This is a genomic window from Coleofasciculus sp. G2-EDA-02, from assembly GCF_040226375.1.
Lineage (GTDB): Bacteria > Cyanobacteriota > Cyanobacteriia > Cyanobacteriales > Coleofasciculaceae > Coleofasciculus.
Genome location: NZ_JAVKEW010000266.1, coordinates 1 through 16896, shown reverse-complemented (window position 1 = coordinate 16896; position 16896 = coordinate 1). Strand labels below are relative to the sequence as shown.

6 protein-coding genes and 3 pseudogenes are annotated in these 16896 nt (G+C 45.7%); 6 read left to right on the top strand and 3 right to left on the bottom strand.

The genetic code is table 11. The features are described from left to right. Positions 1-4: 4 nt before the first annotated feature. Positions 5-1132: an ABC transporter substrate-binding protein gene (locus RLO19_RS30495; protein ID WP_446361456.1), complete on the bottom strand. Its 1128-nt coding sequence runs from the start codon at positions 1130-1132 to the stop codon at positions 5-7. A gap of 6 nt (positions 1133-1138) precedes the next feature. Then, positions 1139-2620, bottom strand: a pseudogene (locus tag RLO19_RS30490) (TonB-dependent siderophore receptor); the annotation flags it as partial. A gap of 357 nt (positions 2621-2977) precedes the next feature. Here RLO19_RS30490 and RLO19_RS30485 point away from each other — a divergent pair. The 6 genes and pseudogenes from RLO19_RS30485 to RLO19_RS30460 all read left to right on the top strand — a co-directional run bounded on the left by RLO19_RS30485 (position 2978) and on the right by RLO19_RS30460 (position 16800). Then, positions 2978-4306, top strand: coding sequence for an anthranilate synthase component I family protein (locus RLO19_RS30485; protein ID WP_446361454.1), 1329 nt, complete (start codon positions 2978-2980; stop codon positions 4304-4306). Positions 4307-4309: 3 nt separating this feature from the next. Further along, positions 4310-4744: a holo-ACP synthase gene (gene acpS, locus RLO19_RS30480; protein WP_446361452.1), complete on the top strand. Its 435-nt coding sequence runs from the start codon at positions 4310-4312 to the stop codon at positions 4742-4744. A 99-nt stretch (positions 4745-4843) separates the two neighbouring features. Further along, a complete protein-coding gene (locus RLO19_RS30475) occupies positions 4844-6349 on the top strand; it encodes a 3-oxoacyl-[acyl-carrier-protein] synthase III C-terminal domain-containing protein (RefSeq protein WP_446361450.1) in 1506 nt (501 codons plus the stop codon). 45 nt (positions 6350-6394) lie between these two features. Next, a pseudogene (locus RLO19_RS30470) lies at positions 6395-9681 on the top strand (amino acid adenylation domain-containing protein). Positions 9682-9748: 67 nt separating this feature from the next. Continuing rightward, entirely contained in the window at positions 9749-14425 is a 4677-nt protein-coding gene (locus RLO19_RS30465) for an SDR family NAD(P)-dependent oxidoreductase (RefSeq protein ID WP_446361448.1), read from the top strand. Further along, the gene (locus RLO19_RS30460; protein ID WP_446361446.1) at positions 14422-16800 is read left to right on the top strand and encodes a non-ribosomal peptide synthetase; all 2379 of its coding nucleotides are present in this window, start codon (positions 14422-14424) and stop codon (positions 16798-16800) included. Before RLO19_RS30465 ends, RLO19_RS30460 begins: the two co-directional genes overlap by 4 nt. Here RLO19_RS30460 and RLO19_RS30455 read toward each other — a convergent pair. Beyond that, positions 16772-16896: pseudogene (locus RLO19_RS30455) on the bottom strand (RNA-guided endonuclease InsQ/TnpB family protein); the annotation flags it as partial. The gene RLO19_RS30460 and the pseudogene RLO19_RS30455 overlap by 29 nt on opposite strands.

The window sequence follows — 16896 nt, the reverse complement described above, 5'->3', positions numbered from 1 at the left end:
GCATCTAGCCTGGAGAAAGTAGTAGCTGACGCAGTTCATCCAGGATGAGTTGGGCGCCAATTGGTCCGTTTAATCCATTCCAGAGATAGTAGGTGACAAAGAAGACGCGATCTTCCTGACTAGCTTTTAGAGATTGGGCGATCGCATTGTTTTGCCATTCCGGTTGAATTTTTGCTGTTTGCTGGTCAATTACGCGATTCAGAACAGCATTGGTCGCCTTTTGCTGTTGCTTACGCACACTCATGTCATACCCTAAGATGAAAATTAGGTCGGCATCGTCAAGTTGGGGTAATGTTTCCAGAGAAATGGAGGTGGTTAGCTCAGACTTATTTTGAGCAGGGGGAGATACCAATTCAAACCCCACTCCTTCTAGTACCTCGCCTAGATAACTGCTATCATTCACCACCATGATATCGACGAGTTGATTCGCTCCCAACACCAAGACTTGGGGATATTTAGCCACTACCGGGGCAAACTCAGCACGAGCCGCCGCAATCTGCTGATTATACGTTGCGATCGCGGCTTCTGCTCGTTCTTCGGGTCCCAGCGCTTTTGCCAGTTGTCGAAGATTTTCCTGCCACTTTCCTTTAGCAGTTCGTTGTTCCCATAGTAACGTGGGCGCAATTTTTGAGAACAGGTCATAGTTCTGTCGTAGTCCACCCGCCTCCCCCAGAATCAGATCAGGTTGCAGCCGAGTTAGGGTTTCTATTGAGGGATTGCTCCTGTCCCCCAAATTCAGGGGTTGGGTGGTGACTCGGTTTCCTAAATAGGGAATTTGTTCACTGGGATTATTGAAAGAGTCGCCTCTATGGAAGGGAAAAACTTCCGCATATCCGGCTGGCTGCATATCTAGTGAGAGGAGTAAGTCCAAGATATGGGGACCTAACGCCACTATTTGTTGCGGTTGACTGCAAACCTGAGTTTCACCCAGATCATGCTCAACCATGCGGCAATTTGTACCATTAAGGTTAGCCGTAGCGCGATCGCTGATTTGGCTGTCGGGTGTACTACAAGCAACCACCAGCAAAGCCACACCAAGTCCGAGACTAAAGAGTTTCAGGATACGACTCAAACACCAAGCGTCGGGGATGGAAAACATAGGTCGGAGTAAGACCCAAAACTGATTGATCATAGTTGCCTAAAACTGCACGGACACTGAACCAATTACAGTAAACGGTTCACCCGGTTTAATCTGAGCTCTGCCGATACCCGATTCGATATAGTCTATGTCGAAAAGGTTTTTGAAGTTAACAGAAGCACTCCAATTGTCGCGTCGATAAAAAATCGCTGCATCTGTGCGAAGATAATCGTTAAATTTAAAGGTGTTCTGGAAGTCGCCAAATCGCTCTCCCACGAAAAACAAGCCAAATCCGAATCCGAGTCCCTGCAAGTTACCCTGTTGGATTTGATATGTTGTCCACAAACTCGCGGTATTTTCGGCAACGTTCGGTGGTTTGCCCCCTTCTGGAATACCAAAAAATCCTTCAGTTACTTCCGCATCAATGTGGGAATAGGAGGCGATAATATTCCATCCCGGCAGAATTTTACCGACGATATCCAGTTCAATTCCCTGATTTTGCTGTTCGCCGAGGGCGATAGAGAAGCCAGGATTATCCGGATCAGACACAGAAACATTTGTCTTGCTTAAATCATACAGCGCTAAGGTGGCGGAGAGTCTACCATCTAGGAATTCGGCTTTAGCCCCGATTTCGTATTGAGTCCCCCGTTCGGGTTCGGGAAGATCACCCCCGAATGTAATGTCGTTGGGTTGGAATGAGCGACTGAAGTTGGCGTAGAGAGAAAGCTGTTCTATGGGTTGATATACAATGCCCACACGGGGACTGAAGGCATCATCACTTTGAGTGGGGGATGAACCATCGAAAAAATCAGTCTGTCGGATCGTTGCTTTTTGGTCAGCGATGTCATATCGTCCACTCAGTAGGACTTTGAAATTGTCTGTCAGGGAAATCAGATCTTGTAGGTAAAAACCCCACTGTTGTAGCTGACTTCGACCATCGAACAGTTGGGGGATATCTTCGCTATCCGGTAAAGAAAATCCGTAAACTGGGTCGAAAATACGAATGGGGGGTGGGGCTAGGGGAGGAGCAAATGCTTGTTGGAGATCGAGATCCTGAAAGCTACGGCGGAAATCAAACCCAACCAAGAGTTCATGTTCAACTGATCCGGTGGTAAATTCACCCACTAAGTTGGTTTGGATATCGTAGGCTTCTTCATAGATATCAAACTCGCGTGTGCTGCGGGATACCACACCCCGTGCTTCATTCACACTGCCCAGTTCAGCGGTTCGGAGAAACAGATCGGTATTGGAATACCACAAGATGTTCCGCAGCGTCCAGTTATTATTTAAACCATGTTCTAACCGATATCCTGTCTTAAACTCTTCAGTTTCAACAAAATCATCGGGTTCATGGAAAATGCGGTCGAAGGGAATATCAGCTACTTCGTCACCAATGGCAACTAAGCCTCGGTCGTAGGGTTGTATATTATCTAAGTATTCCAATTCAACCGTGAGTTCCGTGCGATCGCTAATCAACCAGGTCACGACGGGAGCAATGAAGAATCGTTCAAATTCTTGGTCAAAGTCTCGAAAGCCATCCGACCGACGGTAGAGGGTTAACTAACGGTATTGAGTCGGTAAAGTAGGCTTCTATCTGGGGTTAACGGACCGGATATGTCAATGCTGGGTTCGATGAAACCATAGCTACCGACCGATGCTTATTGAATGAGGCGATGATTGGATGAAATAATTCACAAATTGACAATGGATAATGAACAATGTATAATGACCTATACTTAAAAGAAGAGGATTGAAATTAAGGAAAATATTTTTTAATTTCTTCGTAAACGAAGAGGTCTTAGACCCAATTAGTTAATTATCACTTATCAATTATTAATTATCCATTGATAAGTGAGTATTTTCCCAATGACCAATGACCTAAAATCAAGGAGCTGATAGATGCTAACCGAGTTAAGACCAGCCATCACTTATTATGAAACCTTTATACCGGGTAAGAAAGATGCTGTTGTTGTCTTACAGAATCTCTTACAAGCTGGTATTTTTGAGACTTATGTAATGTACGAAGGTAAAAATGAGGTTCGTATTGCAGGCAATGAGTTAGTTAAGGTGTCAGTCAGCCAGGATTGTGTCTCATTAAAAGGGATGGGAATGTCTTCCTCAGTACCCGTTACTGATCCTTTTCAACAAGTGGCAGAATTACTCAACGCTTTGCAGATTGAAGGGTGGACAGCTTATGGATATGTGGCATTTGATATCGCTGGTTTTTATTCCTCATATTCTAAAGCAATCCAGCAAGACCTTTTATGTTTTTTCATTCCAGAGATTGAACTGCGTTTTACTGACAAGGGAGTTTATGTGAAAACTAATCGGTCAGTGGAGCAAGTTTGTAGTTTATTATGTATAGAGAGTGAAATTGCCAATTATGTGCCAAAATCCCTAGTTGTTGATTTTAGCGATCGCGAACGCTACCAAAACCAGATTACTACTCTAATTGGGGCAATCCAAAACTCAGAGCTACATAAAGCTATTCTGGCTCGCTCCCTGAAAATTACTGGCGAGTTAGACGTACTAGGAACTTATGTCGTTGGGGCTAAAACCAATAATTCAGCCCGTTCTTATTGCTTAAATATCGGTGATGTTCAGGCGGTGGGGTTTAGTCCAGAAATTTTAATGGAGGTGAGTAAAGATGGCTTTGTCACCACAAATCCATTGGCAGGAACTCGACCTCGTGGTGAAAGCTTGGCAGAGGATACTCGATTCAATGGTGAGCTTTTCACAGATGCCAAAGAAGTAAAAGAGCACGCGCTTTCGATTTGGTTAGCGCAAACTGAAATATCCTCACTTTGTTTACCAGAAACGGTTCAGGTTTTTAAGTTTATGGAAGTCAAAAAATATCGCTGTGTGCAACATCTATCATCACGGGTGGGTGGTCAACTAAAACCGGAAAATACGCTGTGGGATGCGTTAAAGATTTTATTTCCCGGAATTACCGTGTCTGGAATTGATAAAGCCAAAGCTTTAGAATGGATTGACCGCCTAGAAGATGAACCTAGGGGAATTTATGCCGGGGGTATCGGCTGGGTTAATAGTGAGGGAATGGCAGATTTAGCAATTGCGATTCGTTCGGTTTATCAATATGGCAATTGTATTTCTCTAAATGCTGGAGCGGGTATTGTCGCTGAATCGATTCCGGAAAACGAATACATGGAGTCGGTTAACAAAATGAACACCATGTTGACGAATTTGGTTTTCAAGTCTAGCACTTAAGCCATGAGCCAAATAATTATCGGTCATGGACTGGAAATTCTGGAAACAAATCACATCAAAGAATACATTGAGCGCTCCGGGGAAGATTGGAAAATGGAACATTTTACAGCAACAGAACGTAGGACACCTGAGTTGGGTTCTAGCCGTATCCAATACATTGCCGGTCGTTTTGCTGTCAAGCAAGCTGTGTTAAAAATTCTGGGTATATCTGTACGTCCAGATATTTCCTGTCTGGATATTGAAGTGCAACGGTTGCCAACGGGTCAACCTACCCTTGTTTTATATGGTAAATGCCAAGAAATAGCAGCAGAATTCGGTATTACTAAATGGCTACTGAGTATCAGTCATACCTCATCTTATGTTGCTGCCAGTGTACTTGCTTTTAGGGGTAATGTCACTGACTTAAGGCTGGTGGGCAATGCCCACCCTACGGTATAAGCTGTCATGCATTTAAATTGGCAATGGGTAGCGAGCAAGATGCTCGCACTACAAAGATAGATAATCATGACTAATAACGAATAACGAATGAAATGACCTATGATTAAAAGCCCCGTTGGTATTCGCTCACTAGCAATTCGCTTTCCCCGCCTAATTCGTACTAATGATTATTGGCAAACAACATATCAGAATCAGGGTAAACTCAAAGGAAATAGGAACTCTAGATCGACACCTGACTATACAAACGATAACTCTGGACTAAGGATTTGGTCACAAGCGGTAGCTCCCTATTTACCTGATCCCTTCCGAGGTTCTGTTGAACGACGGGTACTTGGTGCAGATGAGTCTTCACTGATGCTGGAATGTCAAGCGGCGCAAGATGTACTCAGTGCAGCAAACTTGAAGGCAGAAGACATTGAACTGGTAATCGTCGCCTCCATTTTCCCTGAGGGGATCGGATTCGGCAATGCTGCCTACCTTGCCCGTAAACTGAACTTGCACTGTCCGGCTTGGAATCTGGAATCGACTTGTTCAAGTTCCTTAATCGCCCTGCAAAATGCCTCTGCATTGGTGCAAACTGGAGAATACCAGAATGTATTGGTTGTGGTGTCTCATCTGGGTTCTAATGCTGTAGACAATGAAGATTCTCTATCCTGGTCTATGGGTGATGGGGCGGGAGCATTTCTCGTCGATTCCCTCCACCCTAATCAAGGCATCCTCGGTAGTAAAATTGTACATACAGCAGCAACCTGCGAGGCTTACAGCCACGAACTGGAACTAGACCGCCAAGGGAAACCCCGGATGCGTACTCGCACAGGGGAGAACCCCACTGTACTTGCCGAAACTGCTGTAGAATTTGTCCGTACCTGCTGCCAAGGCGCGATCGCATCGGCTGGTGTTACCCTTGACCAAATTGACTTTTTTGCCTTTAATACTCCAACAGCTTGGTATGCCAGTGTCTGTACTCAAGCATTGGGTATTGATCCAGAACGTACCCTGAATCTCTACCCGCGATATGCCAATATTGGACCCGTCTTTCCCCTCGCTGCTCTGTACCACGCGGCACAATCAGGTAAACTGCGCGAAAACGATTTAGTTCTCGCCTACACCAACGGCGCCGCCGCCACCGCCGCCGCAACGGTAATGCGCTGGGGTGATGTCGCATTGGGTTCAGTTCCAGCACCTCCCATCAGTGTTACTCCCGCACAAGAAAAAATTCATGTCCCCGCAGGAAAGGCTACTCCAAAAGAAACGCTATCTAGAGAACAACTCCTCGCGGCTCAACCCAAAGAACAACAGGAGATACTAGAAACCTATCTTCTGAACGTTTTAGCCAGCTTACTTCAACATCCCTCATCCAATCTCACGCCTAAGCAATCCCTCGCATCATTCCTAGACTCGTTGATCGTTCTGATGCTCAAAAGCCGCATCGAAACCGATTTACAGGTGCGAGTCTCAATCGAGCAATTCTTTGGGGAAAGTACGATAACTCAACTGGCGAAACACCTGCTTAACCAATTCGCTTTGGCAAACTTAATGGCGTCAGACTCAGGCTCTGTTACTGAGGTTAGTGAAGCAGAAGACAGAGAAAAATTAAGTCTTTAAAGAAATAACGAATCCGCCCCTACACAAACTTTAAAACTTACAACTATGGACTTACATTCACTGTTAACCCATCTCTCCAATCAAGGCGTCAAACTTGCGGCGAATGGAAATTCCTTAGACGTTGATGCCCCCAAAGGGGTAATCACTCCCAACCTGCGTAGCAGCTTAGCTGAACATAAAGCTGAGATCCTTTTATTGCTGCATCAAAACACGAAGGACGCGCCTTGTAGAGACGCGCCATGGCGCGTCTCTACAATTGTGCCAGCACCCGATCAGCGTTACGAACCCTTTCCCCTAACTGATATGCAACATGCCTTCTGGGTGGGTCGCAGTGGTGTATTAGAACTCGGTAATGTCGCGAATCATGGTTACTATGAAATCGAAGGAAAAGACTTAAATTTAGACCAATTAAACCAGACGCTGCAACAATTAATTGAGCGTCACGATATGCTACGAGCCATTGTGTTACCGGATGGTCAGCAGCAGATTCTGCAAACAGTCCCTGCCTATCAGATTGAAGTCTTGGATTTGAGGGGAAAGGATGCAGAAATTGTTACGGAAAAAATAAAAGCCATTCGCGATCGCATGTCTCATCAGGTGCTACCTGCTGACCAGTGGCCCCTATTTGAATTTCGAGTCACCTGTTTGGATCAAGGGCGCGTCCGGTTGCACGTTAGTTACGATTTGCAAGTCTTTGATGCGTGGAGTCTATTTCGTCTATTTGATGAGTGGTTTAAACTCTATCAGCATCCTGAGATGGCTTTGTCCCCGTTAGAGATTTCCTTCCGGGATTATGTCTTGGCAGAGCAAGGGTTGCAAGAAACAGAATTGTACCAGCGATCGCAAGATTATTGGTTGAGCCGCCTAGAGGATTTACCCCCAGCCCCAGAGTTGCCCTTAGCCAAGACTCCGAAAGAACTCACCCAACCTTGGAATAAACGGTATGAGGGATACCTCAACCGCACTGACTGGCAGAATTTGCAACAAAAAGGGACAAGTGTCGGTTTAACCCCCTCTGGCATTCTACTGGCTGCCTTTGCCGAAATCTTAACCCGTTGGAGCAAGAGTCCTCAATTTACGCTGAATCTTGCCCTATTTAATCGCCTCCCCTTGCATCCCCAAGTCAATGATATTTTAGGAGACTTTACCTCCGTAACCCTTTTAGCCGTAGACAACTCAGCCGCAGAGTCATTTCGCGATCGCGCCATTCGCCTGCAAAAACAACTGTGGCAAGATTTAGAACACCGTTATTTTAGTGGAGTGCGGGTGGTGCGAGAACTGTCTCGCCGGAAAGGGGCTGCCCCCAGCGCCATGCCCGTGATTTTCACCAGCACATTGGGTTTCCGTTCCCTGGGACAAGAAACCCTAACCTTTAGTCATTTCGGTGAGTTAGTTTACGGTATCAGCCAAGCGTCTCAGGCGTGGATGGATATTCAAGTCTGGGAGGAAAAAGGAGAATTAACCTTTAACTGGGATGTAGTGGAAGAACTTTTCCCCGAAGGTTTAATCAACGATATGTTTGAGGCGTATTGTCGTTTCCTCAAACAGTTAGCCACCTCTGAGTCAGCTTGGATTGAGACGAGGCGACAACTTTTGCCTCCCTCTCAATTGAGGCAGCGAAATGTCATTAATTCCACTGATGCACCCCTTCCTGACAAACTGCTGCATGAATTATTTGCCGCCCAAGTACCCGCACGGGTGCATGAAACGGCAATTATCTCGCCCCAGCGTACCCTGACTTATCAGGACTTATATGAACAGTCCAATCAGGTGGGTCATAAGCTGCGCTCATTGGGCGCAACTCCTAACCAACTGGTAGCCATTGTCATGGAAAAGGGATGGGAGCAAATAGTTGCCGTTATGGGTATTTTAGCGGCTGGTGCTGCTTACGTTCCCATCGATTCCAACCTACCTCAAGAGCGCTTTTCATACCTGCTCGAAAATAGTGAAGCTGACATTGTGCTTACCCAATCTTGGCTCAATGAAAAATTACCATGGGCTGAGGGTATTCATCGGCTGTGTATAGATAAAGGAGACTTTGCAGAAGAAAGTAAGGAACCACTTCAGCCTGTCCAAACTCCCGATGATTTAGCCTACGTTATCTATACATCCGGTTCCACAGGCTTACCCAAAGGAGTGATGATTACTCATCGCAACGTGGTGAATGTGGTTGTTCACACGAATCAGCGCTTTAACATTAGTTCCCAGGATCGAATTTTAGCCATCACTGCTCTCAATCATGACCTATCTGTTTATGACATTTTTGGTCTTTTGAGTGCTGGTGGCACGATTGTCATGCCTGATGCTTGCGGCACGAAAGATCCCAGTCACTGGGCTGAATTAATAGTACGAGAACAGGTGACGCTGTGGAACTCAGTCCCCGCGATGATGGAAATGTTAGTGGACTATGCACAAGGGCAATCGGTAGCCCTCCCAGAAAGCTGGCGTTTGGCAATTTTGGGAGGAGATTGGCTGCCCGTTTCTCTTCCCAATCGGCTGAAAGCTTTAGTTCCAGATGTCCAAGTTTTAAGTATTGGTGGACCTACGGAAACAACAATTTGGAATATCGGCTATTTGATTGAACAGGTTGAGCCCAATTGGCAAAGTATTCCTTATGGTCAACCGATGGCTAATTCAAAATACTACATTTTAAATGAAGATTTAGAAGATTGTCCAGTTTGGGTTCCCGGTCAAATGTACTGTGCGGGAGTGCAGTTGGCAAAAGGTTACTGGCGGGATACAGAAAAAAACCGGGCTAATTTCATCACCCATCCTCGCACTGGGGAAAGGATTTATCGTACAGGGGATTTAGGGCTATATCGTCCTGATGGCAACATTGAATTTTTAGGACGAGTAGACTTTCAAATTAAGATTCGGGGACACCGCATTGAAGCTGGAGAAATTGAGACAGCTTTGACCCAGCATCCAGCCGTGCGCTACCGACTCAAGCCGATTCTCTTCAGACAATAGAAGTCTCTTATGTCGCTCCCCAGACTGATATTGAACAAATGATTACTACAGTTTGGCAAGAGGTACTTGGTGTCGAAAAAATTGGCGTCAATGATAACTTATTTGACCGGGGAGGAAATTCATTACTCGTTACAAAAATTTATCAGGAAATTAAAAGCAAACTGCCTAATAATGATGTAAAATGTTTCTCGTTAGTAGATTTATTTAGTTTCCCAACCATTCGGTCATTATCGCAACACTTATCTCAAGGGAATTCAATCAACCGTTTAAACCAAGAATTCACTCAATTAGACCAAAATATTAGCCGAGGCAAGAGTCGCCTGAAGCAACGACTTGACAAATCCAGGTCGCGTCGTCGTTAGTCTAATCTAATTTAAACGAGCCATCACAGATTATTCAATCAATTTAGAGAGATTACCCGCAGTTATCATGACGAGTGAGCCAAACGGATTAGAAATTGCCATCATCGGAATTTCCGGTCGTTTTCCGAAAAGTCATACCATTGATGAATTTTGGGAAAATTTGAAAAATGGTGTTGAATTAATTAGCGAGTTTCCCAAGTCTCAACAGAATAGTCAGGTAACATCAACGGGTCATCAACAAGCCCCCCAGACTATCAAAGCCGGTTCTGTCTTAGATAATGTTGAACAATTTGATGCCTCATTTTTTGGCTTCAACCCCAGAGAAGCGGAAGCCATGGACCCCCAACACCGCCTCTTTTTAGAATGTGCTTGGGAAGCCTTAGAAAATGCGGGCTATGACACTGAACGAGAAGAACGACCCATCGGCGTTTATGCTGGTGTGGGTATGAGTACTTACTCGTTCCATAACCTTTATCCTAACCGGGAATTGATGGAATCGAGGGGATTCTTACAAACTCTGGTTGGCATTGATAAGGATTATGTACCGACCCGCGTTTCCTACAAATTAAATCTCAAAGGACCGAGTATTAGTGTAGGAACGGCTTGTTCAAGTTCATTAGTTGCCGTTCATTTAGCCTGCCAAAGTTTATTGAGTGGTGAATGTGACATGGCTTTGGCGGCTGGTGTTTCGGTGAAAGTTCCGCAGAACGAGTTAACCCTATTCCCGGAGGAAATCGTTTCTCCTGATGGTCATTGTCGAGCGTTCGATGGCAAGGCAAATGGCACAATTGCTGGGAACGGAATTGGCGTAGTTGTCCTCAAACGACTCGAGGATGCTTTGGCGGATGGGGATTATATTTATGCGGTGATCAAAGGTTCAGCGATTAATAACGATGGTGCATTAAAAGTGGGTTACACAGCGCCGAGTGAAGAGGGTCAAGCCCGGGTAATTCGAGCGGCTCAAGTCATGGCTGAAGTGGAGCCAGACACAATTAGCTATATGGAAACCCATGGCACCGGAACGCCTTTGGGTGACCCGATTGAAATCGCCGCAATGACGCGAGCATTTCGAGGTACTACCGATAAAAAAGGATACTGTGCGATCGGTTCAGTGAAAACAAATGTGGGGCATTTGGATGCCGCTGCCGGGATAACAGGCTTAATTAAAACGGCTTTAGCTCTCCATCATCAATTATTACCTCCCAGTCTGAATTTTGAGACACCCAATCCGCAAATTGATTTTGAAAATAGCCCATTTTATGTGAATACCCAATGTTCTGAATGGAAGACGAATGGCACTCCCCGCCGTGCTGGGGTTAGTTCCTTCGGATTTGGCGGCACAAATGTCCATGTAATTCTGGAAGAAGCGCCTGCTGTAGGTCAGCAGGGGAAACAGGGTGTCGGGGTTAACGTTCTGGAGACAACCGATACTTTAACGGGTCAACAGGAGAGACAGTCTCATCTGTTGGTGATTTCTGCTAAAACCCGTTCGGCTTTGGCAACAGCAACCACGAATCTGGCGTATCATTTAAAGCAGCATCCAGACCTTAACTTAGCGGATATCGCTTACACTCTCCAAGTGGGTCGTCGGAGATTTGAGCATCGCCGAATGGTCGTAGCCAAAGACCTTGAGGATGCAGTAAACGCCCTAGAATCAGAGAATCCGCAACGAGTTTTTACCCAATTTCAGGAATCAAGCGATCGCTCGATTGTGTTCTTATGTACTGGACAGGGAGCGCAGTATGTTAACATGGCGCGGGAACTGTATCAGAGTGAACCAACATTCCGAGCAGAATGCGATCGCTGTTTTGCCTTACTCCAACCCCATCTGGGTATTGATTTGCGCTCCTGTTTCTACCCAACAGCAGAAGAGGTTGAAAAGGCAGCAGAGCAACTCCAGCAGACGGCAATCACTCAACCTGCACTCTTTGTCATCGAATACGCCCTGGCTAAATTGTGGATGTCCTGGGGAGTGCAACCCCAAGCCATGATTGGGCATAGCATCGGGGAATATGTAGCCGCTTGTCTGGCTGGCGTTTTCGGTTTAGAAGATGCTTTGGCACTGGTTGCCACTCGTGGACGGTTGATGCAGCAAATGCCTGCCGGGGCAATGGTTTCGGTGAATTTATCTGCTGATGATGTGCAACCCTTTTTAGGTGAAAAACGCTCTCTGGCTGCCAGTAATGCACCCTGTTTGAGTGTGGTTTCAGGTTCAGTGGAAGCGGTAGAAGAACTAGAACAGCAACTGGAGGCAAAGGAAATAGGCTACCGTCGCCTACATACGTCCCATGCCTTTCATTCCCCAATGATGAACCCAATTGTCGGGGCGTTTACCCAGCATCTTACTACCATCAAGCTCAATCCTCCCCAAATCCCCTTTATTTCCAATGTCACTGGTACTTGGATTACTGCCGCAGAAGCCACAGACCCCAATTACTGGGCAAGGCATCTACGTCAAGGCGTGCGTTTTGCAGAAGGCATTGCTGAGTTATTGAAGGATGCTCAAGCCATTTTCTTAGAAGTGGGACCCGGACGAACGTTAAGCACCTTGACCAAACAGCAGGCAACTGAACGAGTTGTGCTGTCTTCACTGCGCCATCCCCAGGATAAACAGTCTGATGTGGCATTTATACTGAATACCCTAGGCAAACTCTGGTTAGAAGGAGTTCAGGTGGATTGGTCGGGATTTCACCTCCATGAAAAACGCGATCTGCTCAAAGCAGCAAGGCTTCGCTATCGCATCCCGTTACCCACTTACCCCTTTGAACGCCAACGCTATTGGATCGACCCACCAGAGGAATCAGCGAATAGTCGCCAGGTAACGTTGAGCAAAAAGCCAAACATTGCTGATTGGTTCTATGTTCCTTCGTGGAAACGCTCCATTACCTCCACCTGTAAAGTGAACGGCACATCGGTTCACTCTAGCATACTCGTGTTTGTTGATGAGTGTGGTTTGGGTGTCCAACTAGTAGAACACCTCCAACAGGCAAGTCAAGATGTCATTATCGTGAAAGTTGGGTCAGGATTCAGTCAATTAAGCGATGGTGTATATAGTCTTAATCCTCGGCAAAAAGATGACTATAAAGCATTGGTTGATGCACTTATCACCCAAGATAAGCGACCCAGCAAGATTGTTCATTTATGGAATGTTAACAACAAAAAAACTGGGATTTATAGCGGCGTGTTTCAGCCAAATTTACACCCAGAATTAGAATTTGGACTTATTAAGTACGCTCAAGATTTAGGATTCTATAGCTTGCTCTTACTCGCACAAGCACTCGGAAAACAAAATCTTGCTGATAATGTTAAAATATTGGTTGTTTCCAATAACTTACAGGACGTGACTGGAGAGGAAATATTGTGTCCAGAGAAAGCCACGTTACTTGGGCCTGTTAACGTAATTTCTCAAGAATATCCAAACGTCAATTGTAAAAGCATTGATGTTGTTATTCCCGCTACCGAGAAGCTGGTCGATCAACTACTAGCAGAACTCGCAATCCAATCTTCTGACCGAATTATTGCCTATCGGGGAAATCATCGCTGGGTACAAACCTTTGAACCCATTCGTTTAGAAGACGCGGTTGAAGGGACATCGCGCTTGAGGAAAGGAGGAGTCTATCTGATTACAGGTGGACTCGGCGGCATTGGGCTGGTTCTAGCAGAATATCTGGCAAAGACTGTACAAGCCAAGCTCATCTTGACAGGACGCTCGGCTTTTCCTACAAAGGACGAGTGGGAACAATGGCTGGTAACGCATGACGAGCAAGATAGCATCAGCCGCAAAATTCGGAAAGTCAGGGAACTCGAAGCATTGGGCGCTGAAGTTTTGGTTGCCAGTGTGGATGTAGCGAACCTCACACAAATGCAATCTCTCATCCATCAGGTAGAGTTACGGTTTGGTGAACTTAATGGTGTATTCCATGCAGCTGGAATTTTAGGAGGACAGTTTAATACAGTTGAAAATACCAGTGAGGCGAATTGCGAACAACAGTTTCATCCCAAAGTTTACGGATTATTAGTATTAGAAAAAGTTTTGCAATGTCGAGAAATTGACTTTTGCGTATTGCTGTCCTCCTTATCTACTGTTTTGGGGGGATTAGGGTCTGTTGCTTATTCGTCGGCGAATCTTTTCATGGATGCGTTTACTCAGCAACATCATCAAACTCGTTCTATCTCGTGGATGAGCATAAATTGGGATAGCTGGCAAATTGGAGAAGATTCATCCAAGAGTGCATCATGGGGTTCAACCTTAGCAGAATTCGCGATTACCTCCCAAGAAGGAGTTAAGGCTTTTCAATGTCTTTTATCTAACAGTGGGCTGAGTCAGGTTGTCGTTTCAACGGGTGATTTGCAAGGGAGGATGAACCAATGGATTAAGTTAGAGTCTTCACAGGAGAAGGCTGCGGCAAAGTCTAGTAATGCGCTCTCTTTTTACTCGCGACCAGATTTACAGAATGATTACATAGCTCCCAGAAATGAAATTGAGCAAAAAATTTATCATATTTGGCAAGAACTTTTAGGAATGAAACAGATAGGAATTTACGACAACTTTTTTGAACTAGGCGGACATTCCTTATTGGCTACCCAACTTATTTCTCGGATACGTAAAAAATTCCAGTTAGAGTTACCTGTAAACATTCTTTTTAATGCACCGACAATAGCCGATATTTCGGAGTATATTGAGACTAAAATTAACGCTGTCATACCTGTTGAATTGGGCGATCGCGAGGAGGGAGAATTATGAAAAAAATCGAGCATTTTCTATCTGAATTTTACGGTCTAGATGTGCAAATTTGGGTTGAGGGAGATAAGTTACGTTACAGCGCCCCTAAAGGAACGCTAACACCGGATTTACTGGCTAAACTAGGAGAGCGAAAATCAGAAATTATAGAGTTTCTGCAAAAAAATAATATTGCTTCAACCTATAGTTTTGAACACATTACACCTGTCTTGCGAAACAAAGATTTACCCATGTCTTTTGCCCAGCAAAGAATGTGGTTTATTAATCAAATAGAGGGTGAAAGCGCCACTTACAACGAGTCGGGAATATTAAAAATTAGGGGTCGGCTGCAAATAGTAGCCCTAGAGCAAAGCTTTAGGGAAATCATGCAGCGCCACGAAGCCTTACGAACGTCCTTTAAAACAATCAATGGTCAACCTATTCAGGTTATTTCCCCAAGGGTTACCTTTACGCTGCCCGTTGTCAATTTGTGTAGTCTCCCTCAATCCGAGCAAGACGCTGAGGTGCAGCGTTTGATTACTCAGGAAGTTCAGCAACCCTTTGATTTATCACAAACTCCGTTATGGCGAGTCACCCTGCTGCAATTGGGACAGACTGAGTATTTATTACAAATTGTCATGCATCATATTGTCTCAGATGCTTGGTCTGTAGGGGTGCTGTTCCGGGAATTGACCGCACTGTACGCCGCCTTCTCCCAGGGTAAGCCTTCTCCGCTCCCTAACCTGTCAATTCAATATGCAGACTTTGCGGTTTGGCAACGCCAGTATTTACAGGGGGAGGTGCTGGAAAGAGAACTATTGTACTGGAAGCAACACCTAAAAGGTGCGACAACCTCGCTCCAGCTTCCCACTGACCGATCGCAACCCCCAGTCCCCACCTTTGCTGGGAAAAAGCAATACTTTCTGCTGCCAAAGGCTTTAACTGAAGCGCTGAAGGCGACTAGCCGCGAAGCTAGAGCTACCCTATTCATGACGTTGCTAGCAGCCTTCAATACCTTACTCTATCGTTACACGGGACAAGCAGACATTTTGGTCGGTTCCCCGATCGCTAACCGCAACCGAGCTGAAATTGAGAACCTGATTGGGGTTTTTATCAATACTTTGGTACTTCGCACCGATCTCTCCAGCAACCCCACATTCCGGGAGCTTTTGGGGCGAGTGCGTGAGGTAACCTTAGCCGCCTACGAACACCAAGACTTCCCGGTGGAAACCCTATTCGAGGAACTACAGCCAGAACGGAGTTCAAACCGAACTAATTTATTTCAAGTCGGGTTTGTCCTCCAGAATGCCCCCATGCCAGCGCTAGCGTTACCTGATTTAACGATTAGTCTGCTTGACGTTGATACCGGAGTGGCAAAGCTGGATTTGACTCTATATCTAAGGGAGACAGAACAAGGAATAAACGGAAGTCTAGAATACAAAACTGACCTATTTGATCCAGGAACAATCACCCGGATGATCGGGCATTTTCAGACGCTGCTTGAAAGTATCATCGCTAATCCTAACCAGCATCTATCAGAGTTGCCCATTTTAACCGAAGCAGAACGGCAACAATTACTGGTGGAATGGAATAATACCAGGATAAATTCAACGTTAAACCTTCAAAAGGAGTCAGAAATCAGGGGTCAGGAATTAGCAGAAAATCTCTGTATTCATCAACGATTTGAAGCACAAGTTGACCAGACACCTGATGCTGTAGCAGTTGTCTTTGAGGACAAGCAACTCACTTACCGCCAATTGAATCAGCAAGCTAATCAACTCGCCCACTACCTGCGATCGCAAGGCGTAAAACCCGAAGTTCTTGTCGGGATTTGTGTCGAGCGTTCTCTAGAGATGGTGGTGGGAGTTCTGGGCATCCTGAAAGCAGGTGGAGCTTATTTGCCCCTCGATCCCGCTTATCCGCCACAACGTTTGGCGTTGATGATGGCAGATGGGCGAGTACCAGTGTTGTTGACTCAACAAGGGGTAATGGCAGAACCTCCAGCGCCGGATGTCAACGTTGTGTATCTAGATGCAGATTGGGACGTAATCGCCCAGGAAAGCCCAGAAAATCCCATTAACGTGGCGACACCGGAAACCCTTGCCTATGTTATCTACACCTCGGGTTCAACCGGTAAACCCAAAGGCGTATTGATTCAGCACTCATCGTTACTCTGCTATACCGAGACAGCCACCGTCGCTTATTCGATCAACCCACGCGATCGCATCTTACAGTTTGCCTCCATTAGTTTTGATACCAGTGCCGAAGAAATATATCCCTGTTTGGTGCGGGGAGCAACATTGGTGCTGCGTACACCATCAATGCTGGACTCGATAGCTGCGTTTCTACAGACGTTTGACACTCCCCGCCCTATAAGAGCGGGGATTCTTCCGTCATAGGGATTCCAGTGAATTTACCCTCAGAAAGCATCTTGACCGTGTGTCCCACGGCTGCAAGTCCACGAATACAGACTACTTGAGCGGCTGCAACGTCTC

Excerpts from the sequence above, each read along its gene's own strand:
- RLO19_RS30475 (WP_446361450.1), top strand. The coding sequence starts at position 4,844 with ATGATTAAAAGCCCCGTTGGTATTCGCTCACTAGCAATTCGCTTTCCC.
- RLO19_RS30465 (WP_446361448.1), top strand. The coding sequence starts at position 9,749 with ATGACGAGTGAGCCAAACGGATTAGAAATTGCCATCATCGGAATTTCC.
- RLO19_RS30485 (WP_446361454.1), top strand. The coding sequence starts at position 2,978 with ATGCTAACCGAGTTAAGACCAGCCATCACTTATTATGAAACCTTTATA.
- RLO19_RS30460 (WP_446361446.1), top strand. The coding sequence starts at position 14,422 with ATGAAAAAAATCGAGCATTTTCTATCTGAATTTTACGGTCTAGATGTG.
- acpS (WP_446361452.1), top strand. The coding sequence starts at position 4,310 with ATGAGCCAAATAATTATCGGTCATGGACTGGAAATTCTGGAAACAAAT.
- RLO19_RS30495 (WP_446361456.1), bottom strand. The coding sequence starts at position 1,132 with ATGATCAATCAGTTTTGGGTCTTACTCCGACCTATGTTTTCCATCCCC.